The following is a 25,665-nucleotide window of genomic DNA, read 5'->3' as shown; positions in this document are numbered from 1 at the left end:
CTCTCGTTAACGCACTAACTTAGCGAGCACGGAATACGATGCGACCTTTCGATAAATCGTAAGGAGTCATTTCTACGGTTACTTTGTCGCCAGTTAAGATGCGGATGTAGTTTTTGCGCATTTTACCAGAGATATGAGCCACAACAACGTGACCATTTTCTAGCTCAACTCGGAACATTGTATTTGGTAAAGTATCAAGGACCGTACCTTGCATTTCGATTACGTCTTCTTTCGCCATGTTTAGCGTAACACCTCTTTAATAGTTAAACGCTGCAGATTTTGCCGAAAATACAGCAATAAGTAAAGCTACAGGGCTCAATTTTGTAAATTAAATCGCCAGCCACTCGTCGCCAATGTGCTTTTGTGCAGGCAAAAATTGGGTTTTATATTTCATTTTAGTGCATTCGTCGATTTGGTAACCTAAATAGACAAATTGTTTTGCTTGTTGTTTTGCAAATTTAATTTGCTCCATGATCATGATGCTACCAATACTGTATTGCTCATAATCTGGGTCAAAAAAGGTATAAATCGCTGATAGGGCATTGGTCATGCAATCAGTTACCGCAACAGCAACTAATTTATCGCCATCTCTTAACTCTATGAACGTAACGGGTAGCCACTGGCAAAACAAAAAGCTTTCGTACTGACTTTGATCAGGCGGAAACATTGAACCATCTTGATGCCTTTGCGTGATGTATTTGCAATATAACGGGTAATATTCTGCGCGTTCGTATTCACTATAACTGACTGTGAAAACCTTATTTGCTTTATTTATTTTGCGCTTTTGTGATTTTGAAGGGGTAAATTGTTGGGCCAAAACACGCACTGAATTACAGGCGTTACAAATAGGGCAATGTGGACGATAGATTTGGTCGCCACTGCGTCTAAAACCCAATGCTAATAATTGTTCAAATTTATCAGGGCAATAACAACTTGGATCAAGTATAACAAGTAGTTGCTCCTGACGGTCGGGTAAATAACTGCAATCAAATTGCTGGCTTAAACCAAGCCTAGCGGGTAAGTGCTCAGTCATAAATATTAATCAACTCTTGTGGTTGCCACATATCTTTTTTAGGCACATAACTGTGCGCTAATTTAAGTCTAGTTAAAAATTCTCTGCGTGGGGTAACTTTTGCACCTAAAGTGATTAAATAAGGGTTTTCTAGTTGGCAATCAATAAAATGGGCTTGATGTTTCTTAAGCCAATTAACTAATGCCCACATCGCCAGTTTTGAGCCATTACTGACTTGATGAAACATTGATTCACCACAAAATATGCCATTTTGCATAATGCCATAGAGACCAGCTACGAGTTCATCTTGGTGCCATACTTCAAGGCTGTGTGCTAAACCCTGATGATGCGCTTCAATGTAGGCATGCATCATTTGCTCAGTGATCCATGTACCTTCTGCATCGATACGTTGCTCACGACAAGCATTGATAACGTGGGCAAATGCGTGATTAATAGTGACACGCACAGGAAAACGCTTTAAATGCTTTTTTAAACTGCGACTAACATGAAATTCATTAAGCTCAATAACACCACGCATGCTAGGTGACCACCACATAATAGGCTCATAGTCACTAAACCAAGGGAAAATACCGGTGTTATAGGCATTTTTAATGCGCTCAACTGATAAATCCCCGCCAATTGCTAACAGGCCATCGGGTTCATCAAGGGCGAGTTCTGGGTCTGGAAAATCAACAGTCTCGGGGGAGAGTTGGTATAATTGCTTGATCATATCAGCGTATCATTATTATTTGCTCTGATTTTAACAAAAATTTAGCTATAAAAAAGGGGCTGTTTTACAACAGCCCCTAGTATTTAGTGCTTTAGATCAACTATTTTATAGGTTATCTAAGAAGCGTTCTGCATCAAGTGCAGCCATACAACCAGTACCTGCTGATGTGATTGCTTGACGATAAATGTGATCAGACACGTCACCTGCAGCAAATACACCTGGTACGCTTGTTTGTGTTGCGTTACCGTTTAAACCAGACTGAACGACTAAATAGCCGTCTTTCATTTCTAGCTGACCTTCAAACATGTCAGTGTTTGGCTTATGGCCAATTGCAATGAATACACCCGCAAGATCTAAGTTTTCTGTTTCTTCAGAATCAGTTGCTTTAATTCGGATGCCAGTTACGCCCATTTCATCACCAAGTACTTCATCTAAAGTGCGATTGTAATGTAAAACAACGTTACCGTTTTCAGCTTTTTCTTTTAAACGATCTGCTAAGATTTTCTCACTGCGGAAGCTGTCACGACGGTGGATAACGTGAACTTCATCAGCGATATTTGATAAGTAAAGTGCTTCTTCAACAGCAGTGTTACCACCGCCCACAACCGCTACTTTTTGACCACGGTAGAAGAAACCATCACAGGTTGCACAAGCAGAAACACCACGACCTTGGAAGTTAGTCTCTGATTCTAAACCTAAGTATTTAGCCGACGCGCCTGTTGCGATAATTAATGCATCACACGTATATGTGCCTGAGTCACCAGTTAAAGTGAAAGGGCGCTTTGAAACATCAACTTTATTAATATGATCAAAAACAATTTCAGTCTCGAAACGTTCAGCGTGTTCTTTCATACGGTCCATTAATGCAGGACCAGTTAAACCGTGTGCATCGCCAGGCCAGTTTTCAACTTCAGTGGTTGTCGTTAATTGACCACCTTGCTGAATACCGGTGATAAGAACAGGGTTAAGGTTGGCACGTGCTGCGTATACCGCTGCCGTGTAACCTGCTGGGCCAGAACCTAAGATTAATAGTTTACAGTGTTTTGCGTCACTCATGGTTTTTCCTAAAAACGTTTCAATACGATGTCTATGCGCCCGATTCTAAGAAAAACAAGGCGGATGTAAACAAAAGCCCTGATTATTTTTTTAGTCAAATCGCTAAGCTGTCAAATAATCCTTACTTATTATAATTTAAATAACTCTTTTTGCTCATAAAACAGGCTAATTACAAATTGTTCTGTGATCAAAGTACGGTAATTCATGACCAAGCAATATTTTTTTGGTATGTTTTAGCTAATTTTGATATTAGCTCTTGGTATGAGCTAACTAAACGAACAGGCAATTATGGTATTTTGGCAGGAAAAGCCCGCTTTTGGGCTGACTACAGAAGACGTACAGGTCTTAACCAATGCAAAAGAGTATCGCACTGAACTATTGCGTTTAATTGGTGCAGCGAAAAAAAGAATTTATATTACTGCTTTATATTTGCAAGACGATGAAGCTGGGCGAGAAATATTAACGGCGTTACATCAAGCATCACTTGCTAACCCTGAGTTAGAAGTAAAAGTACTCGTTGATTTTCACCGAGCTCAACGTGGTTTAATTGGTGCGGCTAAGTCTGATGGCAATGCCAGCATGTATTGTGATTTTCAAGAGCAGTATCAATCAAATGTTAAAGTTCATGGTGTTCCTGTAAAAGCCAAAGAGCTTTTCGGGGTATTGCATTTAAAAGGCTTTGTGATTGACAACACATTATTATACAGCGGCGCAAGCTTAAATAATGTATATCTACAGCAAGACGAACGTTACCGTTTAGACCGCTACTTTTTAGTTCGCCAAGCTGGATTATGTAATTCGGTCATCGAATTTATAGAAACACATCTTTTAAGCTCAGCTGCAGTGCCACGTATTGATATGCGTCCACTGGTAAAATTTAATGATATTAAAGTCGCACAAAAACAATTGATGCGTGAACTTAAATCGGCAAGTTACGAAAGTGCAGCTGAAGCGAATGCTGATGAGTTGGGTGTGCGCTTATTTTTAGGTTTAGGGCGTCGTAGTAATAAACTGAATCGTTTAATTAAGTCGTTATTCGATACCACAGAGCAAGAACTCGTTCTTTATACCCCTTACTTTAACTTTCCTGCGCCATTAATGCGTTCATTACGCCGTTTATTGAAGCAAGGCAAGCAGGTAACTATTGTGGTAGGTGATAAAACCGCAAACGATTTTTATCTGCCGCCAAGTGAGCCATTTAGTAAAATTGGTGCATTACCTTATTTATATGAAACCATTTTATATAAGTTTTTAAAGTCACAAAAACGCCACATCAGTAATGGTAATTTGAATGTATACCTTTGGAAGCATGAAAGTAATTCTTTTCACTTAAAAGGGATTTGCTCTGATAAGCGCTTACATTTATTAAGTGGGCATAATTTGAATCCACGCGCATGGGGCTTAGATATCGAAAACGGTATTTTAATTGATGACCCTAAGCAGCATATTCTTGAGCAAATAGAAAATGAAAAACAAGCTATTTTGCAGCACTGTCGTCGTTTAACAGGTCCACAGGATTTAGAGACGATGGATGACTATCCTGCACCGGTTAAAAAGCTATTGGGGCAGGCTAAACGTGTAAAAGTTGATTTTATTATCAAACGTTTTATTTAATCGAAAATTAAAAAAGCAGCGAAAGCTGCTTTTTTGTATCTAGATATTAGCAATCTGCTTTATTTTTGCTGAGCATCTAAAGACTGGCCGTTTACCTCTTTAGAGTCGTCGCTCATCAAGTATAAATATGTTGGCATTAAATCTTCAGGTGTTGCTAACTTATCTCTATCTTCACCAGGGTATGCTGATGCGCGCATCGATGTGCGAGTAGCACCTGGGTTAATACAGTTTACGCGAATATTAGTTTTACCCACTTCACAAGCCCAAGTTTGCATCATACCTTCTACAGCAAATTTTGAGATTGCATACGCACCCCAGTGTTCACGGCCTTGGCGACCAACACCTGACGAAGTAAAAATAACAGATGCGCTATCAGATTTGCGAAGCAGTGGGAACATGAATTTAGTGATCATAGCTTGTGCGGTTACATTCACTTTCATGATGTTTTCAAAGGTAGAAACACAGAAATGTTCAAGTGGGCCCAATGAACCTAAAATACCTGCGTTATTGAGTAAACCATCTAATTTACCGAACTGCATTTCGATGGTTGCAGCTAAGTCACGGTAGTTTTGTTTTGTGGCACCTTTTAGATCCATTGGCACAATAGCCGGTTGTGGGTAGCCTGCATTTACAATTTCATCGTAAACACATTCAAGTTTATTGGTTGTTTTTCCAAGTAAAATAACAGTGGCACCATGCTTAGCATAAGTTAATGCGGCAACACGACCAATGCCGTCACCAGCACCTGTTATTAAAATTACTTTGTCTTTTAGCGCATTCTCTGCGGCTTTATAAGTATGCATAAACGTACCATCGATTAGATTTTTCATTATTTTACCATAGCAAAAAGCCAAGTTATCGAATTTATTGCAAATTAAGGTGGCGAAAATTGAAACTTTACGTTAACTTTAACTGGTCTAATGTCTCATTAATAACCTAATTACATTAAATTAACTTAGAATGAAGGTAGTAGAATAACTACTTTTAACCCTGAACACACAATAACAATAAGATTTGCGCGGAGCGAAATTATGAAAAAACTGCTACTCTCACTAGCCATTGCGTCAGCCATTACTGGCTGTGGTGGAGGAGAAACATTAGAAGATGTAAAAAATGATAATCCTCCTGTTCTCCCAACCGCGACAGTAAAATTTGACCCAGCGAATAGTGTAATCTCAGTACCGAATGACTTACTGATGAGTGGTACCCTTGATGGTACTTTAAACATGCCGGGTGAATTAGACGACAACAATGTCAGTGTTGAACGTGCAGCTTATGCTGATCCTCAGCTTGCACTTGGTGCCCTTGATGGCTGGTCAACACAAACTCCGTTTGCAATCGATTTAGCATTCCCTGAGGGTATTTCTCTTGATATGACTTCTGCTGCTTCACCAGGAGCTGTGCGTATTTTTGAAGTTGTAATGGGGGCAAGCCAAACAGATGAAACTTGCTCGCAAGTGCCAGCGGGTATTGCTTGTAAATTAGTGTCTGAATTAACATTTGGCGTTGACTTCATTACTCAAGGTTCTGGTGATGCGGTTGCTGTTATCCCACTTAAGCCATTTAAAGCGGGCAGCACTTACATTAATGTTCTGACAACGTCATTAATGGACTCAGAAGGGCGTTCAATTGAGCCATCTTCAACTTATGCACTAGTGAGCGAAGAGACAACACTTATCACTGATTCGCAAAAGTCACTTCAAGCGGTTATCAATAGCTACGAAGATGCTGTGACATCGGGTGGTGCAATCACAAAAGATGAAATTATCTATTCTGCTGCGATGACAATGCAATCAGCAGGTCAAGTACTTGGTACAGTAAAACAGCTGCTTGCAGCAAGTTTAACGCAAGATGCACTACCTACGCCGATGGTGCAAATTCCTGAGCAACCTGTTATTACGGTTGAGCAAGTATTCGCATCACAAGGTGTTACAGGTTTATCACCTGTGTTTGGTGGTGTGCAGTATCAAAAGGGTAGCGTAATGTTACCTATGTATTTAGCAACACCAACAGGCACAACGGTCGATGATTTATCAGCGACTTATTGGCAAGGTTTGTGTGATAGTGGTGTAGCTGTACTTGGTTATGCGGCAGCAGCGGGTGATTCATTCCCAACAGACCCAATTAGCGAAACTGATGGCCTTTGTATGGCGTTAAGTGATGGTAAGTTACGCGACTTAGGTTTAGACCAAACTAAACACTTAACTAAGTACAACACAATTCCAAAAACACAAAGCATTGCGAACGTGCCAGTACAAATTACTAAACCAATTTTACCTGTGATCAATGCAATACGTGGTCAGTTAGGTATGGATGAGTTAGCAATGCCTGAAGGTGGTTGGCCTGTCGTTATTTTGCAGCACGGTATTACTTCTAAAAAAGAAGATATGCTCGCTATTACCGCACAGCTAACAATGCAAGGCTTTGCAACAGCAGCAATCGATCACCCTATGCATGGTGAGCGTGGTGTAGATGTAGACGGTGACGGTACTGACGACTTTAATGCTTCTACAGGTTCTGTACTCAGCTACATGAACTTGCAGTCATTATTAGTAGCGCGTGATAGCTTACGTCAATCAGTTGCTGATTTACTTGGCTTACGCTTAGGTCTTAACTTTACCGGTGCTGCTGATTTAAATGCCCAAGATGTATCATTCTTAGGTCATTCATTAGGCTCGGTAGTTGCTCCAGCATTTGTTGCTGTGACTAATGCTCCGCTAGCTGATCAAGTTGATCCAATGTTCAACGTTAAAAGCGTAGCACTTGCCAGTGGTGGCGGTGGTATCGCCAGCTTCTTAATTGAGTCAAATACATTTGGCCCATTTGTACAAGGATCTGTATTACTTGCAGCTGGTACAGCTGAATCTGCGGAGTTTGGAGCTTATGCTCAAAATGAAGCGCTATCGAACTGTGGTTCACTTGCGTCTAACCAAACTGCTTTCGTTACATGTGCTTATAAAGAGTACGTAAGTTCGTTAACAATGGCGGGCGAAACAGCAAAATTAGCTAACATTCAAAGTGTGATCACTCAGTTTGCCTTTGCTGCGCAAACAGCACTTGATAGCGGCGACCCTTCTAACTACGCAGCATCTGTTGCAGCACTTGGCACGCCAGTATACATGAGCGTTGTAGTGGGTGATGGTGAAAATAACAATGCTGATATGGTTATTCCACCAATGGTAGCGAGTAACCCAATTGCTGGTAGTTTACCTCTTGCTAACCTAATGGATTTATCAACGGTAGCTGAAACACAAGGTCCAACAGCTGATGCAATGAGTTATGTGGTTAAATTCACTAAAGGCCATCACAGTTCAGTGTTAACACCTGCTGCAACGGCAGATTCAGGTGCAACTGCTGAAGAAAGTGCGGCGGCAACTGCAGAAATGCAATTGCAAATCGCGACTTTCCTAGCTAGCCGTGGTCAGTATCTTCAGGTTACTAATACAGAAGTCGTTACTGAATAATCGAATCCTTACTAATTAAGTAATAACCAATTAAGTAAAAAGCCACATCATGTGGCTTTTTTTTGCTTTAAAGCGTGGTAAATTGTGCCGATGCATTAATAAATGGAGAGTTTGATTGGAATTTTTATATGAATACGGGTTATTTTTTGCAAAGACCCTGACATTTGTCATCGCAATTGCTGTGATTGTTGCCATTATCATGGGCGCTGCAGTGAAACCCAAAGCGAAGAAAGGGGAGATAACGATTGATGATTTGAGTGAGCAACTTGATGATCTAAAACAAAGCTTTATCGAAAATACCCTTTCAAAAAAAGAGCTCAAGGCTCACCAAAAAAAGCAAAAAGCTGAGACTAAAAAACAGCAAAACGACGAGCCTAAATCACGTTTATATGTAATTGACTTTAATGGCAGTGTTGATGCCCACGAAGTAGAAAGCCTACGAGAAGAAATTACCGCTATTTTAACCATTGCCGACAAAGAAAAAGATCGCGTGCTGGTACGCCTTGAAAGTGGTGGTGGTGTGGTGCACGGCTATGGCCTTGCTGCATCTCAATTACAACGCTTACGTAATGCTGGAATTCATTTAACTGTTGCTATTGATAAAGTAGCAGCAAGTGGTGGCTATATGATGGCCTGTGTGGCCAATGAGATTGTTGCAGCACCTTTTGCAATTGTTGGCTCGATTGGTGTTATTGCGCAAATTCCTAACTTTAATAAAATTTTGAAAAAGAATGATGTTGATTTTGAGCAAATCACCGCAGGTGAATACAAGCGTACGCTAACTATCTTTGGTGAAAATACCGATAAAGGTCGTGAAAAATTCAAAGAAGAGATAGAACAAACCCATGGTTTATTCAAAACATTTGTGAGTGAGCAGCGTCCATCTCTAGATATTGATACTGTTGCAACCGGTGAGCATTGGTTTGCTACCCAAGCGTTCGATAAAGGCTTAGTTGATAAGATTGACACAAGTGATGATATCTTATTGAGCCAAGCGAAAGAGCGTCAAATTTATAAAGTTAAATACCGTATTAAGAAGAATTTAAGCGATAAGCTAGCCGTCGGTTTAAGTTCAGGGGTAAGTAAAGCGGGTGTTAGTTTAATGTCACGTTTTAAAGGCTTAAATCCATAATCAAGCACTATCAATAAAAAACCCGCTAACTTAGCGGGTTTTTTTATAGGCTGCGAATAAGTCTTTACTTAATTGACTTATGATAGTCCTCTAAATCTTTAGCGGCATTTGGGTCGTTAAATACGTCCTCATCAAATTCACCTTCAGATTTTGCAACCACACAGGTCACCATACAATCACCTGTAACGTTCACAGCGGTACGTGTCATATCTAGTAAACGGTCAACACCAATGATGATAGCAATACCTTCTACAGGTAAGCCTACTTGGTTTAACACCATGGCTAACATAATCAGACCAACACCGGGTACGCCCGCAGTACCTACAGAAGCAAGTGTTGCAGTTAAAATAACCATTAAGTAATCAGAAATCGTTAAATCAACTGAAAATACCTGTGCGATGAACACGGTCGCAACACCTTGCATAATTGCTGTGCCGTCCATGTTAATGGTTGCGCCCAAAGGTACAGTAAACGAAGCAACTGAGTTGTGCGCACCTAATTTCTTGCTCGCAGTTTCAAGGGTAATAGGCATAGTTGCACTTGAGCTAGATGTACTAAATGCAAATAGGCAAGCGTTTTTCATCTTCTTTAAAAACGTAATTGGGTTAAGGCCGGTAAATAACTTTAACAAGACACTGTAGTTAACTAAACCGTGGAACAGAAGTGCAAATACAACCACACCGAAGTATAAAGCAAGGCTCTTAATTAGCTTTAAGTCGATGGTTGTAAAGAGTTTTGCCATCAAGAAGAACACACCATAAGGTGCAATGTTCATAAGTAAGGTAACTAGCTTTAAAATAACAGTGTTTAAGTCTTCAAAAACATTTGCAACACGTTGGCCTGCTTTACCGCTAAGGGCCATAGCAACACCGAATAATAATGCAAAAACAATAACCTGTAGCATATTACCACTTGCCATAGCATCAATAGGGTTTGTTGGGAACATACCGATAATGACTTGCGCAAGGGTAGGTGCTTCTTTTGCACTGTAGTTAGCATCCGAAGGTAAGTTGATTCCTTCACCTGGGTTAACTAATAAGGCTAAGGTAATAGCAACAGTAATCGCGATTGCGGTCGTTGCTAAATAAAGCAAAATTGACTTACCCCCTAAACGGCCTAATTTTTTAGGGTCGCTTAAGCTACAAGTACCACAGACTAATGATACAAAAACCAGTGGCACCACAAGCATCTTTAAGCTTGCAATGAAAATTTGACCACCAACATGGAAAATACCATCAACAAAAAATGCTTTAATTGGTAAAGAGAATAACCCTAGTGGAATAAGGAAATCGTCTTCACCCGCTAAAATGGCTTGAAAGATAAAACCAACGATTACACCCAGTACCATACCTACCATGATACGAGATGTAAGGCTTAAAGATCGTACTTTTGACATACACCCAGTCTATTTTTTTATAAATTTTGCCATAGACTACCAGCATGAAGATTTTTATACAGAAAAATTCGATAAATAGTTAAATAATTTCGTTGCCTTTAAAGGAAAAAAATTATGATCTTCGTTTAATTTTTAGGTTAATATTAGGTAAACAATCAAATAAGTAAAAAATAGCTAACTAGGGAGAGGTCGATGCCTTTATTGCGATGGCTAAGTGTTTTAGTTTTCATCTCATTGTTAGCCGCCTGTGGCGGTGGAGGATCATTAGATAGTGATTCATCCGATGGAGATGATGACACAACCGTAGAAACAAACTATGTTGTGTCTGTTCAAGGCTACAACCAATCTACTACAGATGAAGCGAGTGCAGTTACAGCTGACACACCGTTAACCATCTCGGCAACATTGACTAATAATGACGAAGCCGTTGTAGGTGCAGTTATTAATTTCAGTCTAGATGGTGACATAGGTCTATTAGACCCAGTTTCTGGTACTGATTTAACTGATTCTGATGGTGTTGCATCAATTACCTTAACTGCGGGTGATACTGCGGGGGCAGGTAGTGTTACTGCTACATATGTAATTGATAGTGAGACATATACTGATACGTTTGGTTTTACATCAGATGGCTCTGAAACAGATGACTCGAGTGTTAGCGGTAGTGTTACGCTAAGCCTTAACATCGTAGATAGCTCAGGTCAGCCATTCTCTCTAGATAACCCAGTGAGTAAAGATAACAAAGGTACGGTTACTGCGACTTTACTTGATGAAGACACACCACTCGATGGGCAACTTATTTCATTTACCACTAACTACACAGGTAAAATTACACCAGTACTAGGCACAGCCCTTACCGATGAAAATGGTGAGGCATTTGTAACGCTTAGCAGTGGTGACTCTAAAGGTGCAGGTCAAGTCGTTGCAACTTACACAGATGAAAGTGGTAACAGTATCACAAAAATCGCAGGCTTTATTTCAAATGGTGATGATGCCCCGGTTGAAAGTGCTGAAGCTGAGCTTGATATTAAACTACTTCAAGGCTGTGCGACTGATTGGGATGCCAATCGTAGTACAACATCTCTTGAAACTACTTACCTAACGTCAGGGTGTACAGTTGTAAATCAATTCTCATCTGACGAACTTATCGATGTAATGGTTAAAGTGACAGATACAAGCTCAGGCGACGGTATCGACGGTATTATCGCTGAGCTTTCAACAGATCTTGGTGGTTTATTACCAGAATCTGGAAAAGCCCTGACTGACAACTTTGGCTTTGCCATTTTAAAATTACAGCCTGGCGCCAATAGTGGTGCGGGCGAGGTTACTGTGACTGCTAAGTCTGTGACTTCTTCAAAAGCATTTGAAATTGCGACAGCTGAATTAAGCGTTGAAATTTCAAATGGTTTATATAACAAGCTTGATGACTCAGGCAATGTTATTGATGACGAATTTGTGCCGCTTGCTGCAGGTGCGACTACAGTTATTACAGTAACAATTTATGATGCAGCTGGTGATTTATATGTTTCTCCTCTTGATGTTGAGTTCACTTCAGGGTGTGTTGAATCAGATTTATCTGTAATGGATGAAACCGCGACGAGTATTAGCGGCATTGCTACAGCAACTTACAGAAGCAACGGCTGTAACACTTCACAGGGCGATACAGTAACAGCGACAGTACTAACTGGTGGAACACCAAAAGTGGTATCAGTAAATGTGCCTGTATCAGCTGCTGAAGTAAGCTCAATCGAGTTTGTAGAAGCAACAGAAAATGTGCTTGCTCTAAAAGGGACGGGTGGTGTTTCACGCCAAGAAACAAGCCAACTTACTTTTAAACTTACCGATGCAATTGGTAATGTTGCGAAGCAAAAACGTTTAGATTTTCGTTTAAGCTCTACCAATGGTGGAATTTCACTCTCTGAAGTGACAGATGCAAGTGGTTTTTCGCATGCCAGCGTGTCAACTGACTCAGAAGGTTTAGCTCGAATTCAGATAAACTCTGGTTTTGTTCCACAAGCAGTGCGCGTACAAGCCTGTTATATTCCTGATGACCAAATCCCAGCAGATCAAAATGATAATGTAACTTGTTGGAAAGAGCTTTATGACGAATGTCTTCTAGATGAAGCAGACCGTGATAGCAGTGTTTCATGTCCCTCTGGTGAGCTTTCGTTGGTTTCATTAGATGAGCAAGTAACAAGCGTTTCAGATCTTGTTTCAATCAGCTCAGGCTTACCTGATGGTAATAGCTTTACCGCAGGCCCGGAAATCATCAACATTGAAGCATTAAATTACATTGGTGATACCACAGATATTTCGGTTTATGTTGCAGATCACTTCAATAACCCAGTACCAGATGGGACTTCGGTTTACTTAACGACAGAAGGTGGCGCTGTAGGGACATTAGATGGTGAGGAGTTTAATCCTCAACTTGAATGTAACACGGTTGATGGTGCATGCGTTGCACAGTGGCGCTCACAAAACCCGATTCCATTTAGCGAAGATAAATGGGGCAATAAAATCAATAGCACTAACCCAAAAACAAGTGCAATTAACTGCGACCTATATTTTGGTGTGGCAGCACCTTGTATGGCGGGTATTTTAAATGCTGCGTTTGATGATGATGGTGTACCTCTCGGTGGTCGCGCAACAGTACTTGTGACTGCAAAAGGTCAAGAGTCATTTATCGACATCAATGGTAATGGACGTTATGACAAAAATGAGTATTACAGTGGTTATGACTTACCTGAAGCCTTTGTCGATCATAATGAAAATGGCGTTTATGATGGTCTAGCTGCAATTTATGACCCAGTTACAGCTGCGGTTACTAAAGCTGCTGAAAACTGTCAAGAAGGTGATGCAAGCGACCCATGTAGTGCAACGAATACTAATGCAGGTCATACAGAAGAAAACTTCGATATTGACTTAAATGAGATGCATACACTAGCTGATGGTAAATACAATGGTCTTGAGTGTTCTGCAGCCGCGACAGAGCCTGATGAAGACGCAACATTTGAGACTTTATGTACCAAAGAGCTTATTGATGTTCGTGACTCATTTGAGATTATTATGTCAGGAAGCTTTGCATACAGTCGTTTTGTAGTAACAAAAGATGAGCTACGTAATCGCTTTGCTGAAGCACTTGCTGAAACAACAGAAGACGATCCAACTGTATTTACAGATAATGCAATGCAACTTGCTGTTGATATTGAGAACTGTAGTACAATTTATAGACAAGCAGATACGCAGTCAGGTGCTATTATTGCTCGTTTAGAAGCCACAGCGAATACTGACTACTGTGATTTAGGCTCAATTAACATTACTACCGCTGATTCAGGTAACCAGTTGTCAGCGCTGAGTTTTGAGCTTTATTTCTCTGATATTTACAACAACTCAATGCCTTCAGGCACTGCGGTTGCAATTAGTGCAGATAATGGTGATTACAGTGGTACATCTGGTTTTGATATAGGTAATACAAGCCGAACAACAGCGACTGGGGTTGCCCTTACGATTAGCCGTGAAGCTGATCCAAATGATAAAACTGATGGTTTCTTAACTGTTGAATTCACAACAGGTAAAGACAATGTATCTACTGCTACAATAGCAATAAGTGATGATGGCTAATTAAGTAGTTAATTGTTTAAATTTAAAAAAATGCCAACCAGAAGGTTGGCATTTTTGTTGCTGTTCTATATATTCCCCTTGAAATTACCGCAAAACACCACATTGACTAAATTAGCAACAAAAATTGTTTAATTATTCACTCAATGAAGAAAAGTTTCTATTAAAAGCTTGTAACAATTGGTGTTTGTAGATATACCTATAAATATTCGTGCTCCAATGTTAAAAAATCATACTTATTTGTTTAATGTGATGGATATACATTTATAAGGGCAAAAAACTTTTAAAATACTCGGTCAGAAATAGGCAGCTATGGGCAAATCACTTGTAATTGTAGAGTCTCCAGCAAAGGCAAAAACAATTAATAAATACTTAGGTAACGATTTCATCGTAAAGTCCAGCGTTGGACATGTGCGTGATCTACCAACTTCAGGTTCAGGCAAAACGAAGACTGCAGCGACGAAAACGCCTGCTGAAGTTCGAAAAATGTCACCAGAAGAAAAAGCTGCCTATAAGAAGCAACGCGATTATAAAAATCTTGTTGCTCGCATGGGTATAGATCCCGAAAAAGGCTGGGAACCACATTACGAAGTCTTACCGGGCAAAGAGAAAGTTGTTCAAGAATTAAAAAAGCTTGCTGAAAACGCCGATAAAATCTATCTCGCAACCGATTTGGATAGAGAGGGGGAAGCGATTGCATGGCACCTCGAACAAATTATTGGTGGCGAGCCTGAAAAGTATAAACGAGTTGTTTTTAACGAAATCACTAAGAATGCCATTCAGCAAGCATTCGAAACACCCGGTGAATTAAACACTGACATGGTTTACGCGCAACAAGCGCGTCGTTTCCTTGACCGTGTAGTGGGCTTTATGGTGTCGCCATTATTGTGGGCTAAAGTGGCACGTGGCTTATCAGCCGGTCGTGTGCAATCTGTCGCAGTGCGTTTACTTGTTGAACGTGAACGCGAAATCAAAGCATTTATTCCTGAAGAGTTCTGGGATATCCACGCCGATGTTAAAAATACAGAAGCAGCTTTACGCCTAGAAGTGACCAAACACGCTGACAAGCCTTTTAAGCCAGTTAATGAAGAGCAGGCGATGAATGCCGTTAGTCAACTTGAAAAAGCCGACTACAAGGTCATTAGCGTTGAAGAAAAGCCTAGTAAGAGTAAACCAAGCGCGCCATTTATTACTTCAACCATGCAACAGGCAGCAAGTACACGCCTAGGTTATGGTGTTAAGAAGACCATGATGCTGGCTCAACGCTTATATGAAGCAGGTCACATTACTTATATGCGTACCGATTCAACTAACTTATCGAAAGATGCGGTTGAAATGTGTCGTGATTACGTGACAGAGCAGTTTGGTGAGAAGTATTTACCGAAAGCACCGATTAGTTATAGCTCAAAAGGTAATGCTCAAGAGGCGCACGAAGCGATTCGTCCTTCGAGTGTTACAGTGCTATCTGGCCATTTAGACGGTGTTGAAGCGGACGCTAAAAAACTCTACGAATTAATCTGGCGTCAGTTTGTTGCCTGCCAAATGGTTCCAGCAGAATACGATTTAACAACTTTAACGGTTGGTGCCGGTGATTATCAGTTAAAAGCAAAAGGCCGCGTGCTTCGCTTTGATGGTTGGACAAAAGTTCAGCCAGCTGTTCGTAAAAAGAACGAAGAAGATCAATCACTGCCTGCGGTTAAAGAAGGTGATGTACTGACCCTTGTTGAATTAGATCCTAAACAACATTTCACAAAGCCACCTGCACGTTTTAGTGAAGCAAGCTTAGTTAAAGAATTAGAAAAGCGCGGCATCGGCCGTCCTTCTACGTATGCATCTATTATCTCAACGATTCAAGACCGTGGTTACGTACGTGTTGAAAACCGCCGTTTCTTCGCCGAAAAAATGGGTGAGATTGTTACAGACCGCTTAGTTGAAAACTTCGAAGATCTGATGAACTTTGATTTTACCGCTAAGATGGAAGGTCGTCTGGATGATATCGCAGAAGGTGAGCGTGTTTGGACACAAGTTCTTGATAAATTTTATGCAGACTTTTCAACTCAGCTTGAAATTGCCTCAGGCGATGAAGAGCGCGGTGGTATGCGCCAAAACCAAATGGTCGAGACTGATATCGATTGTCCGACTTGTGGTCGTAAGATGGGTATTCGTACTGCATCAACCGGTGTATTTTTAGGTTGTACAGGTTACAACCTGCCACCTAAAGAGCGTTGTACTACGACCATGAACTTGGTGCCAGGCGATGAAGCCATTGCGGCAGATGTGGAAGACGTAGAAACTGAATCATTGATGCAAATGAAGCGTTGCCCAATCTGCGAAACTGCAATGGATTCATACCTGATCGACGAAACACGTAAATTACATGTGTGCGGTAACAATCCAGCGTGTAAGGGTTATATCGTTGAACAAGGTACCTTTAAAATTAAAGGTTACGACGGCCCAATTATCGAATGTGATAAATGTGGCTCAGATATGCAGTTAAAATCGGGTCGTTTTGGTAAGTACTTCGGTTGTAGTAATGAAGAGTGTAAAAATACACGTAAGTTACTTAAAAACGGTGAAGCCGCGCCACCAAAAGAAGATCCAGTTCATTTACCTGAACTTGAATGTGAAAAATCAGAAGCTTACTTTGTACTGCGTGATGGTGCATCGGGTATTTTCTTAGCTGCAAATACCTTCCCTAAATCACGTGAAACGCGTGCGCCAAAAGTGGAAGAATTAAAACGTTTTAGAGATCGTATTTCTGAAAAGTTTTATTACCTTGCTGACGCACCTGCAAAAGACCCTGATGGTAATCCTTCAGTCGTTCGATACAGCCGTAAAAATAAAGAGCAGTATGTAATGAGTGAAGTAGATGGTAAAGCCACAGGCTGGACTGCTCACTACCAAAATGGCAAGTGGGTAGAAGAGAGTAAAAAGAAAGCGCCAGCTAAGAAAAAAGCGGCAGCTAAAAAGTAAGTTTATATCTATCTTGATTATAAAAAGGGGTTGCAGTTGCAATCCCTTTTTTGTGCTTGTATGACACTGCGAATGTCGTTTTTTACCAATATTTGCTTTGAGGCTGTTGTTATTCTGTCATCAAAATCAAGACAGGAGATTTAAAATGCAAACACGTTTATCACAACAGCAGCTATATTCACTCAACCCAGGACTTGTTAAACATTTAACTGGGCTCAGCGCACTGCCAGAAGATACAAATATAACCGCGAAGCTCGCTGATTTAGTAAGATTAAGAGTGTCGCAAATTAATGGCTGTGGGTTTTGTCAGCATATGCATTCAGCTGAGCTGAGAAGCCAAGGTGAGCGTCAACAGCGACTCGATGTACTAGCCGCTTGGCGTGAAGTCCCTGTATTTTCAGAACAAGAAACTGCAGCACTCGCTTGGGCGGAAGCCTTAACAAATATCATTGATAAACATGTTGAAGACGATGTTTACAACCAAGTGTCTGCTATCTTTAACGAAAAAGACATCGTGGTATTAACGACGGTAGTACTTGAGATAAACAGCTGGAATCGCATAGTTAAAGCGTTTCACTTTATCCCTGAGTTAACAGAATAAGGAATGGTGATGAAGTTTACACTCGCACCTAAAGTTAATGCGTTGGTGAATATCATATCAGCATGCGCCTTTTTCTTTGGGAGTAGCTTATTTTTACCTGCATTTATAGAGTATGCCACATTTGGGCTGGTGTTATTCATGATAGGTTCGTTATTATTTTTATTCAGTGCATTAGCTGATTATTACAGCCATTAAAAACAAAAAACCGGAGCGCACATCATTGTGTCATTCCGGTTTTTCTATATTCTAAGCAGGCGTAAAATTAGATTTGTACGTCTTTTACTTTTTTATAGCCTTCAGCTTCAAGCTCATCGTTTACACATTTTAATACGTATGGCTTTAATTCTTCGTTGCTGATGTCATCATCTTTTGCCCAGTTTAAACACATTTCAGTGTATTCTTTGATCATTTCAGCTGATGCTTCAGGTGCTTCGTTAGCGATTGCATTCGTTGCTGACACGCTTAAAACAGGTGCCAAAATTAGTGCTAGCAATGCTTTTTTCATTTAATTATTCCTAATCAACAAAAGTAATTATTACCGGCTCAATTGCACAGTAATGGTGCGCAATGTGTGTTTCACTTTGCTTGAGTGAATTTATAAACTAAATTTCAAAAAAAGATAACGAAAAATTTTTATCGTAAAGATAAGCAAAAAATAACCACTCTTTTTGCCTCTAATGCTGGTAATCGTAAGGTCAAAACACGTATTATCGCGCTAATTTTAAAAGAAAAGTGAACTAACTTATGTCTGAACAAGTGACTCATTCAAAAATAAAGAAAGTACCAACCAAACTAGAACAAGTTGTTGAGAGTTTTATTTTTCGCTCGCGTTGGTTATTAGCACCATTCTTTATTGGCTTATTAGTCGCTGTGGTATTACTGCTGCTAAAGTTCTTTAAATATTTATACAGTATGGCCTTAAATACATTCACTGCGTCAAACCAAGAGCTTTTGGTAGGTATTTTGACTTTAGTTGACACTGCGCTATTAGCAGGGCTTTTGCTTATCATCATTTTCAGTGGCTACGAAAACTTTGTATCAAAGTTGAATATAGACAACCATGAAGACAGGCCTGTGTGGATGGGTAAAGTTGGTTTCTCGGGTCTGAAGATGAAACTGATAAGCGCTATTGTCGCTATATCGGCTGTGGAGCTTTTAAAAGTCTTTATTAGCTCGAACAACCATTCAACAGATGAGCTACTCTGGAAGGTGTTAATTCATGTCACGTTTGTGGTGTCGGGGGTGTTGTTTGCACTCACAGATTACATTAATAGTAAAACCATGAACCACTAATACCACGATTAGGAATAAAAAAGCCCTGCAATTGCAGGGCTTGGTTTTTAACAACTGATTATTAATTCAGGGTTGCGTAAAAGCAACCGAACCCGGGCAGAGTGACTGTATTATTGTTTAATTCAGCTGTGTGATGAGATATCTCAGTATGCTGTGAAGACACAGAATCAGAGATTGTCAGTTCACTACTTTGTGCACCTAAGTTAAATGCACAAAGCATTTTAGTGTCGTTAAGCGTTCTATAAAAAGCAAGCACTGGCTCTTGCGTTTCGATAAATTCAATATCGCCTTCTAACAATACGTTCTTATCTTTACGCCATGCCATAAATTCACGATATGCATTTAGAATTGAATCTTTATCTTGATCTTGCGTATTTACCGCAACAGATTTGTGCGCATCGCCCACAGGTAGCCAAGGTTTTACTGTTGAGAAGCCAGCTTGCTCAGCATCTGCTGCATCCCATGGCATTGGTGTACGACAGCCGTCACGGCCTTTAAAATTTGGCCAGAATGTAATGCCATATGGGTCTTGTAAGTCTTCAAATGCAACTTCAGCTTCACCTAAACCAAGTTCTTCACCTTGGTACATACAAACGCTACCACGTAACGAAGCAAGTAGGGCTGTTAGCATCTTACATTGCTGAGGCTCAATTTTTTCACCTTGACTCCAACGGCTAGCAACACGTTCTACGTCGTGGTTGCTAAATGCCCAACATGGCCAACCTTCAGTCATGCGCTGCTCTAAAGTGCTAACTGTAGTACGAATATATTCCGCGCTATAGTCGTTAGTCAGTAGCTCAAAGCTATAACCCATATGAAGTTTGTCACCACCTGATGTGTACTCAGCCATAGTTGCGAGTGAATCTTCAGATGAGATTTCGCCTAATGCAACTGTACCAGGATACTTGTTTAGTAGGGCACGAATGTCCTGCATAAAACTAAGGTTTTCAGGTTGCGTATTATTGTAGTAGTGATACTGGAACGCATAAGGGTTGTCTTCGCTAAAGCCACGGCCTTGACGTTTCTCTGGTGGCTTAGCTGGATTATCACGTAATTGAGCATCGTGATAGCAAAAGTTAATTGCATCTAAACGGAAGCCATCAACGCCTTTCTTCAGCCAAAACTCAACATTATCTAATACTGCTGTGCGTACTTCAGGGTTATGGAAGTTTAAATCTGGCTGCTCAGCAAAGAAGTTATGTAAGTAATATTGACCACGACGCGGTTCCCATTGCCATGCAGGGCCACCAAAAATTGATAACCAGTTATTTGGCTGTGTGCCATCAGGCTTTGCATCAGCCCAAACGTACCAATCTGATTTGTCGTTGGTTTTATCTTCACGGCTATCAAGGAACCATTGATGTTGATCTGAGGTATGGCTCAATACCTGATCAATAATGATCTTAATATCACGTTGATGAGCTTGTGCAATGAGTTCATCAAAATCGTCAAGGTTACCAAACAATGGGTCGATATCACGATAGTCACTGATGTCATAACCAAAGTCTTTCATTGGTGATTTAAAGAAAGGCGAAACCCAAATAGCATCAACACCTAGGCTTTTAATATAATCAATACGATCAATGATACCTTTGATATCACCAATGCCATCGCCATTGGTGTCTTGGAAACTGCGCGGGTAAACTTGATAAATAACCGCACCTTTATACCACTGCTTTTGAGCCATGTTTTTCTCCATTGTGACACTCAGTGTATGTAAACTGTTAGGCAACCGTTAATGCAATATGTTGCCGGAATGTCAAAAGCATACGTGAAGGGTGAGATACTGTAAAAACTCTGCATACGTATGCACGCCAAATTCATCTTTGTTCTCAGTAAAATTTATTAACTTGATTTAAAAGTAAACAACTCGAATTTCTATCAATAAAATTTACCAATTAGGTTTGCTGGGTTTTAATTATGATCGCGAACGCCAGCTTGGTGCATAATATAGCTGGCTTACACCATAATGGTGCAGGGGTTATATTGGTAAGACCAATTATCATTGGTATAGACTAGTACCTTTAATAATTGCGTTAAGTCACCATCTAACCGAGATAAATGGCTTAGTACCTATTTGTGTAACCAAATTTGGGGCGAAAATATAGCGAAAATGTTTCAATACTATTAAATCACACAATAAAATTGATAAATCATTTATATTCATATGGTTACAATTCCATTTTGTAAAAATGTTGTTAATGTTCGTGGTGGTGGACTACGCTGAATACGTATGCATAAATTTGTTAAGAAAATAATCAGAGCGTTAATATTCAATTCGACAACAAAATCAGTCAGCGAATTACAGCTATTATGTTAATGAATAACTGCAACACGTTGGCATTACAATTTGGGTAATGGGAAAACATCATGTCTATGTTCAAACCAAGTATATTAACTCTGGCTTTAACAGCCGCAGGTTTAAATAGCTTTGTAGCGTATGCTGCAGAAGAAGACCAAAAAGCAAAAAACGATAACGTTGAAGTTATCGAAGTAAAAGGTTTTCGTGGCAGTGTTGTAGAATCTATTAATACTAAACGCTTCACTCCTGAAGTTGTTGAGTCAATCTCAGCAGAAGATATCGGTAAATTACCTGATTCATCAATCGCAGAATCAATCGCACGCCTTCCTGGTTTAACAGCACAACGTCTAGACGGTCGAGCTAGCCGTGTAAGCGTTCGTGGTTTCAGTGAGGACGAGAGTGCAACAACATTCAACGGTCGTGAGCAAGTTTCAATCGGCGACAACCGTGGCGTTGAATTTGACCTTTACCCATCAGAAATTATGAGTGGCGTAACGGTATATAAAACACCAAGTGCTACCATTGAAGCAGAAGGTATCGCGGGCGTTATCGACATGCAAACAATTAAGCCTTTAAGTAAAGGTGAACAAGTTATCATGTTCAATGGCCAATATGAGCAAACAGGTTTTGATAAACTAAACCCAGACGGTGACGATAAAGGTTTCCGCGGTACGTTCTCGTACATTGATCAGTTTGCTGATGACACCATCGGTGTTGCATTCGCTTACAACACGATGAGCTCTCCAAACCAAGAAAAACGTTGGAATGCATGGGGTTACCCTGAATTTACGGCTGATGACGGCAATACATACTCAATTCTTGGTGGTGCAAAACCGTATGTTCGTTCATCGACTTTGGATCGTGACTCAGCAATGCTAGTTGTTGAGGCATCGCCAAACGATCGTTTAAATATGACGTTTGATGCGCTGTATATCGATTTTACAGATAAACAAATCTTACGTGGTATTGAAATACCATTTGCATGGGGGCAAGGTTCAATTGACCCAAGTTCAGCTGTTGTTGACGCTGATTCTGGTTTTATCACAAGCGCAGTAACAGAAGGTCAACGTGTTGTTGTTCGTAATGATTACCAAGAGCGTGATGCAGATTTAACTCAATTTGGTTTTAATGCAAAATACGACATTAGCGATGATTGGTCAGTTGAATTTGACGCAAGTCGTTCTGAAGTTGAACGTAAATTATGGAGTGTTGAAAGTTATTCTGGCACAGGTCGTGGTAACGATAGAGGTGTTGCAGATAATCTAGGCTATGAACTTGACGGCGGTAATACAGGTGCAAAATTTTCACATGAACTTGATTACAGCGATTACGACTTAATCCAGCTTGGCGGCCCATTATCTTGGGGTGCAAGTAAACCGCTTAATTTAAAGTATGGTTTAGTAAATGAAATTGGAGATGATATTTCTGGCTACAAAGACCAAGCACAAGACGGTTTTATTAATGCACCTGAAATTAATGATGAATTAAGCACATTGAAACTTGCTGCAAGCAAAGTACTTGATAATGAATATATTAGCCGTGTGTCATTTGGTATGTCTTATCGTGACCGTGAGAAAACTAAATTTTCTGAAGGTTACTTTATGACACTGGCTGGTTTCTCACTTGATAATCCTGGAATGATGGTTGTACCTGAGCAATATCGTTTAGGAACAGCTAGCCTAGATTTCATTGGTATGGGTGATATGATCGCCTATGACACTAACGCGCTGATTAAAGATGGCTACTACGACCTTTTCCAAGAAAGTTTAAATGATGAAAAACACAAGACACAGTCTTGGACAGTTCAAGAGGAAGTAACAGCGTTTTTCGCTCAAGCTGACATTAATGCAGAGCTGGGCTCTATCCCTGTAACAGGTAACGTTGGTGTGCGTTATGTAAAAACAGAACAGTCATCTCAAGGATTTGCGTCGAGTGGCGCTACAGGCGTGGTTGTCGTATCACCAACAGACATCAGCCACGATTATAGCCACTTCTTACCTAGCCTGAACTTATCGTTTGCCATTGATGAAGAACAAACAGTACGTTTTGGTGCAGCTAAAACGATTTCACGAGCTCGCTTAGATGAAATGAATGCTTCATTAAGTGCTAGTTATGGGCAAGTTCCAGATGAGAATGGTAACTACTGGAGTGTATCAGGTGGTAATCCTACGCTTGAACCAAAAGAAGCAGTAGGTTTTGATTTGAGCTACGAAAACTACTTCCATGAAGAAGGTTACTTCGCTGCTGCATTTTTCTATAAAGACATTAAGCAATGGATCTTTGACGGAACTTATGAAATCGACATGAGCGGTGTAGCTGACCCGTCTACTGGTGAAATCCCTGAAACTTCAACAGGCACGGGCTCTGGTAAAGTCAATGGCGGTGGTGGTGATCTATGGGGCTATGAGCTATCACTTGCATTACCATTCTCTATCTTTAGTGAGTCACTGGAAGGTTTTGGCTTAATCGCGAGTCACACAGGTGTTGAGCAGGATATTACAGACCAAAATGGTAATGAGTTTGAGCTACCAGGTTTATCAGAACAAATTGATAGCTTAACAGTTTACTTTGAGCGTAACGGTTTCCAAGCGCGTACTAGCATGCGTAAACGTAGCGACTTTAAAGGTAATGTTAACGGGCTAGGCCTCGCTGCAACTCAGGTTGATATCGAAGGCGAAACAATTTGGGATGCTCAAATTGGTTATGACTTTAGTGAAGGCGGTGTAGAGAGCCTTGACGGTTTATCTGTCACTTTCCAAGTACAGAACATCACAGAAGAGCCGTTCACAACTTTATCAGGTGATAATTCACTTCAAGTACGTGACTACCAAGACTACGGTCGTACATTCCTGTTAGGCTTCAGCTACAAGCTGTAATTAGCTAAAACAGCGATAGAAATTGCCCTTGTGATTTGTTTTACAAGGGCTTTTTTATATCAGTGAGCTACACTCAATGAATTGAAATTGGCGTTAGGTGTACTATGGAAACAAAAAAAATAACCAAGGTCGTGATTGCCGGTGGTGGTACTGCAGGGTGGATAACCGCTGCATTACTTAATAAAGTGCTGGGCAAAGTGCTCGATATCACGTTGGTAGAGTCAGCAGAAATTGGCACTGTTGGTGTAGGCGAAGCAAGCATCCCACCTATTTTGCATCTAAATGGTGCGTTAGGCATTTCTGAAAAAGAATTTATTAAGGCTACTGGTGCCACGATTAAGCTTGGTATTGAGTTTGAAAATTGGCGCAGCCAAGGCCACAGCTATATGCATGCCTTTGGTGAGATAGGTAAAGATTTTCCGTTTTGTGAGTTTTATCATTTTTGGCTAAAAGCAAATCAAGCTAATAATGCGCCTGATTTTTGGGATTTTTCACTTAATTATCAAGCTGCAAAAGCTCATAAATTTGCTCACCTTAAGCACATTCCTAACACTCAGTTGGCGGGCTTACATTATGCCTACCATTTTGATGCCACTCGATATGGCGAATTCTTAAAGGAATTAGCGCAATCACGAGGCGTAAAACGCATTGAAGGCAAAATTGAATCGGTTAACCAATGCCATGAAAGCGGGTATGTTCGCTCTTTACTACTTAAAAGTGGCGAGAAAATAGACGGCGACTTATTTATAGATTGCACCGGTTTACGTGCTTTATTAATAGAACAAACTCTTAATACCGGCTTTGAAGATTGGTCACATTGGTTACCATGTGATAGTGCGATTGCGGTGCAAAGTGAATCAGCTTCTGATGCAATTCCTTATACACGTTCAATTGCAAGAGACTCGGGTTGGCAGTGGCAAATTCCATTACAGCATCGTGTAGGCAACGGCCTTGTGTATTCTTCTCGTTTCTTATCAGATGAAGCGGCAAAGCAACAGCTCTTAGAAAACCTACCTGCTAAACCACTGACAGAGCCCCGCGTTATTAAGTTTAAAACAGGCCGCCGTTTAAAGCAGTGGCATAAAAATGTGGTATCGGTTGGCTTATCAAGCGGATTTTTAGAGCCATTAGAATCGACCAGTATTCATTTAATTCAAAGTGCAGCCATTCGTTTAATTAAGTTTTTTCCTCATCAAGGTATTAAACAAAGCCTTGTGGATGAATTTAATCTACAAAGTAAAACAGAATTTGAGCGAATTCGTGACTTTATTATTCTTCATTACAAGATTACGGAGCGTGATGACAGTGCGTTTTGGCGTTTTTGTAAAGGCATGGATATTCCAAGCAGTCTTAAAAAGAAAATTGAGCTATTTAAATCCAGTGGCAAACTCGTAAGAGAAGACGATGAGCTATTTGCCGAAGTTGCGTGGCAGCAAGTGATGATAGGGCAAGGGCTAATTGCAGAGGATCACCATCCATTAACTGATGCGTTATCAGACGAGCAATTAAATGAGCTATTTAGTAATTTAAAAACCTTGATTAATAGCACTGTCGAGCAGCTGCCGACCCACAGTCAATTCTTAGAAAAAGTACAAAATTAA

Annotated in this window: 18 protein-coding genes; 10 read left to right on the top strand and 8 right to left on the bottom strand. The window is 40.4% G+C overall.

Annotated features, from left to right (window positions below):
• Window positions 1-19 precede the first annotated feature (19 nt).
• The 4 genes from infA to trxB all read right to left on the bottom strand — a co-directional run bounded on the left by infA (window position 20) and on the right by trxB (window position 2,798).
• Window positions 20-238, bottom strand: coding sequence for a translation initiation factor IF-1 (gene infA, locus AUR67_RS10125; RefSeq protein ID WP_002962494.1), 219 nt, complete (start codon window positions 236-238; stop codon window positions 20-22).
• 90 nt (window positions 239-328) lie between these two features.
• Window positions 329-1,033: an arginyltransferase gene (locus AUR67_RS10120; RefSeq protein ID WP_058585186.1), complete on the bottom strand. Its 705-nt coding sequence runs from the start codon at window positions 1,031-1,033 to the stop codon at window positions 329-331.
• A complete protein-coding gene (aat, locus tag AUR67_RS10115; RefSeq protein ID WP_058585185.1) occupies window positions 1,026-1,742 on the bottom strand; it encodes a leucyl/phenylalanyl-tRNA--protein transferase in 717 nt (238 codons plus the stop codon). The genes AUR67_RS10120 and aat overlap by 8 nt, the downstream gene beginning before the upstream one ends.
• Before the next feature lie 105 nt (window positions 1,743-1,847).
• Complete coding sequence (gene trxB / locus AUR67_RS10110; protein WP_054551466.1) at window positions 1,848-2,798, bottom strand: thioredoxin-disulfide reductase; 951 nt, start codon at window positions 2,796-2,798, stop codon at window positions 1,848-1,850.
• Window positions 2,799-3,086: 288 nt separating this feature from the next.
• Between trxB and pssA the strand changes: the two genes are divergently transcribed.
• Window positions 3,087-4,412: a CDP-diacylglycerol--serine O-phosphatidyltransferase gene (gene pssA / locus AUR67_RS10105; RefSeq protein WP_058585184.1), complete on the top strand. Its 1,326-nt coding sequence runs from the start codon at window positions 3,087-3,089 to the stop codon at window positions 4,410-4,412.
• Between the two features lie 59 nt (window positions 4,413-4,471).
• Here the strand turns inward: pssA and AUR67_RS10100 are convergent, their stop codons facing one another.
• Window positions 4,472-5,215 (bottom strand): YciK family oxidoreductase, encoded by a 744-nt coding sequence (locus AUR67_RS10100; RefSeq protein WP_054562005.1) that lies wholly within the window; start codon window positions 5,213-5,215, stop codon window positions 4,472-4,474.
• A 228-nt stretch (window positions 5,216-5,443) separates the two neighbouring features.
• Here AUR67_RS10100 and AUR67_RS10095 point away from each other — a divergent pair, with 228 nt between their 5' ends.
• A complete protein-coding gene (locus tag AUR67_RS10095; RefSeq protein ID WP_058585183.1) occupies window positions 5,444-7,876 on the top strand; it encodes a VolA/Pla-1 family phospholipase in 2,433 nt (810 codons plus the stop codon).
• Between the two features lie 115 nt (window positions 7,877-7,991).
• Window positions 7,992-9,008: a protease SohB gene (gene sohB / locus AUR67_RS10090; RefSeq protein WP_058585182.1), complete on the top strand. Its 1,017-nt coding sequence runs from the start codon at window positions 7,992-7,994 to the stop codon at window positions 9,006-9,008.
• A 64-nt stretch (window positions 9,009-9,072) separates the two neighbouring features.
• Here the strand turns inward: sohB and AUR67_RS10085 are convergent, their stop codons facing one another.
• On the bottom strand, window positions 9,073-10,404 hold the full coding sequence (locus AUR67_RS10085) for a dicarboxylate/amino acid:cation symporter (RefSeq protein WP_055020834.1): 1,332 nt from the start codon (window positions 10,402-10,404) through the stop codon (window positions 9,073-9,075).
• Window positions 10,405-10,596: 192 nt separating this feature from the next.
• On the opposite strand from AUR67_RS10085, the gene AUR67_RS10080 reads away from it, so the two are divergent.
• From AUR67_RS10080 to AUR67_RS10065, 4 genes are all read left to right on the top strand, one after another.
• A complete protein-coding gene (locus tag AUR67_RS10080; RefSeq protein ID WP_058585181.1) occupies window positions 10,597-14,022 on the top strand; it encodes a hypothetical protein in 3,426 nt (1,141 codons plus the stop codon).
• Window positions 14,023-14,331: 309 nt separating this feature from the next.
• Window positions 14,332-16,992 (top strand): type I DNA topoisomerase, encoded by a 2,661-nt coding sequence (gene topA / locus AUR67_RS10075; protein ID WP_058585180.1) that lies wholly within the window; start codon window positions 14,332-14,334, stop codon window positions 16,990-16,992.
• A gap of 145 nt (window positions 16,993-17,137) precedes the next feature.
• Window positions 17,138-17,593 carry a carboxymuconolactone decarboxylase family protein gene (locus AUR67_RS10070; RefSeq protein WP_058585179.1) on the top strand — a complete coding sequence of 152 codons (456 nt, stop codon included), beginning with the start codon at window positions 17,138-17,140 and terminating at the stop codon, window positions 17,591-17,593.
• A gap of 9 nt (window positions 17,594-17,602) precedes the next feature.
• Window positions 17,603-17,788, top strand: coding sequence for a YrhK family protein (locus AUR67_RS10065; RefSeq protein WP_058585178.1), 186 nt, complete (start codon window positions 17,603-17,605; stop codon window positions 17,786-17,788).
• 67 nt (window positions 17,789-17,855) lie between these two features.
• On the opposite strand, the gene AUR67_RS10060 is transcribed toward AUR67_RS10065, so the two are convergent.
• Window positions 17,856-18,098 (bottom strand): hypothetical protein, encoded by a 243-nt coding sequence (locus tag AUR67_RS10060; RefSeq protein WP_054551458.1) that lies wholly within the window; start codon window positions 18,096-18,098, stop codon window positions 17,856-17,858.
• A 239-nt stretch (window positions 18,099-18,337) separates the two neighbouring features.
• On the opposite strand from AUR67_RS10060, the gene AUR67_RS10055 reads away from it, so the two are divergent.
• The gene (locus AUR67_RS10055) at window positions 18,338-18,886 is read left to right on the top strand and encodes a TIGR00645 family protein (RefSeq protein WP_058585177.1); all 549 of its coding nucleotides are present in this window, start codon (window positions 18,338-18,340) and stop codon (window positions 18,884-18,886) included.
• A gap of 61 nt (window positions 18,887-18,947) precedes the next feature.
• On the opposite strand, the gene AUR67_RS10050 is transcribed toward AUR67_RS10055, so the two are convergent.
• The gene (locus tag AUR67_RS10050; RefSeq protein ID WP_058585176.1) at window positions 18,948-20,573 is read right to left on the bottom strand and encodes an alpha-glucosidase family protein; all 1,626 of its coding nucleotides are present in this window, start codon (window positions 20,571-20,573) and stop codon (window positions 18,948-18,950) included.
• Window positions 20,574-21,256: 683 nt separating this feature from the next.
• Between AUR67_RS10050 and AUR67_RS10045 the strand changes: the two genes are divergently transcribed.
• Together AUR67_RS10045 and AUR67_RS10040 are read left to right on the top strand one after the other, a co-directional pair.
• Complete coding sequence (locus tag AUR67_RS10045; protein ID WP_058585175.1) at window positions 21,257-24,064, top strand: TonB-dependent receptor; 2,808 nt, start codon at window positions 21,257-21,259, stop codon at window positions 24,062-24,064.
• Window positions 24,065-24,168: 104 nt separating this feature from the next.
• The gene (locus AUR67_RS10040; RefSeq protein WP_058585174.1) at window positions 24,169-25,665 is read left to right on the top strand and encodes a tryptophan halogenase family protein; all 1,497 of its coding nucleotides are present in this window, start codon (window positions 24,169-24,171) and stop codon (window positions 25,663-25,665) included.

Source organism: Pseudoalteromonas sp. XI10 (assembly GCF_001469895.1).
GTDB lineage: Bacteria > Pseudomonadota > Gammaproteobacteria > Enterobacterales > Alteromonadaceae > Pseudoalteromonas.
The sequence above is the reverse complement of the archived record's forward strand: the minus strand, read 5'-3'. Positions and strand labels throughout refer to the sequence as shown.

Coding starts and splice junctions, on each gene's coding strand:
- AUR67_RS10100 (WP_054562005.1), bottom strand. CDS start 5,215: ATGCATACTTATAAAGCCGCAGAGAATGCGCTAAAAGACAAAGTAATT.
- AUR67_RS10065 (WP_058585178.1), top strand. CDS start 17,603: ATGAAGTTTACACTCGCACCTAAAGTTAATGCGTTGGTGAATATCATA.
- aat (WP_058585185.1), bottom strand. CDS start 1,742: ATGATCAAGCAATTATACCAACTCTCCCCCGAGACTGTTGATTTTCCA.
- trxB (WP_054551466.1), bottom strand. CDS start 2,798: ATGAGTGACGCAAAACACTGTAAACTATTAATCTTAGGTTCTGGCCCA.
- AUR67_RS10055 (WP_058585177.1), top strand. CDS start 18,338: ATGTCTGAACAAGTGACTCATTCAAAAATAAAGAAAGTACCAACCAAA.
- pssA (WP_058585184.1), top strand. CDS start 3,087: ATGGTATTTTGGCAGGAAAAGCCCGCTTTTGGGCTGACTACAGAAGAC.
- AUR67_RS10060 (WP_054551458.1), bottom strand. CDS start 18,098: ATGAAAAAAGCATTGCTAGCACTAATTTTGGCACCTGTTTTAAGCGTG.
- AUR67_RS10050 (WP_058585176.1), bottom strand. CDS start 20,573: ATGGCTCAAAAGCAGTGGTATAAAGGTGCGGTTATTTATCAAGTTTAC.
- AUR67_RS10045 (WP_058585175.1), top strand. CDS start 21,257: ATGTCTATGTTCAAACCAAGTATATTAACTCTGGCTTTAACAGCCGCA.
- AUR67_RS10080 (WP_058585181.1), top strand. CDS start 10,597: ATGCCTTTATTGCGATGGCTAAGTGTTTTAGTTTTCATCTCATTGTTA.
- AUR67_RS10070 (WP_058585179.1), top strand. CDS start 17,138: ATGCAAACACGTTTATCACAACAGCAGCTATATTCACTCAACCCAGGA.
- AUR67_RS10120 (WP_058585186.1), bottom strand. CDS start 1,033: ATGACTGAGCACTTACCCGCTAGGCTTGGTTTAAGCCAGCAATTTGAT.
- infA (WP_002962494.1), bottom strand. CDS start 238: ATGGCGAAAGAAGACGTAATCGAAATGCAAGGTACGGTCCTTGATACT.
- AUR67_RS10085 (WP_055020834.1), bottom strand. CDS start 10,404: ATGTCAAAAGTACGATCTTTAAGCCTTACATCTCGTATCATGGTAGGT.
- AUR67_RS10040 (WP_058585174.1), top strand. CDS start 24,169: ATGGAAACAAAAAAAATAACCAAGGTCGTGATTGCCGGTGGTGGTACT.
- topA (WP_058585180.1), top strand. CDS start 14,332: ATGGGCAAATCACTTGTAATTGTAGAGTCTCCAGCAAAGGCAAAAACA.
- AUR67_RS10095 (WP_058585183.1), top strand. CDS start 5,444: ATGAAAAAACTGCTACTCTCACTAGCCATTGCGTCAGCCATTACTGGC.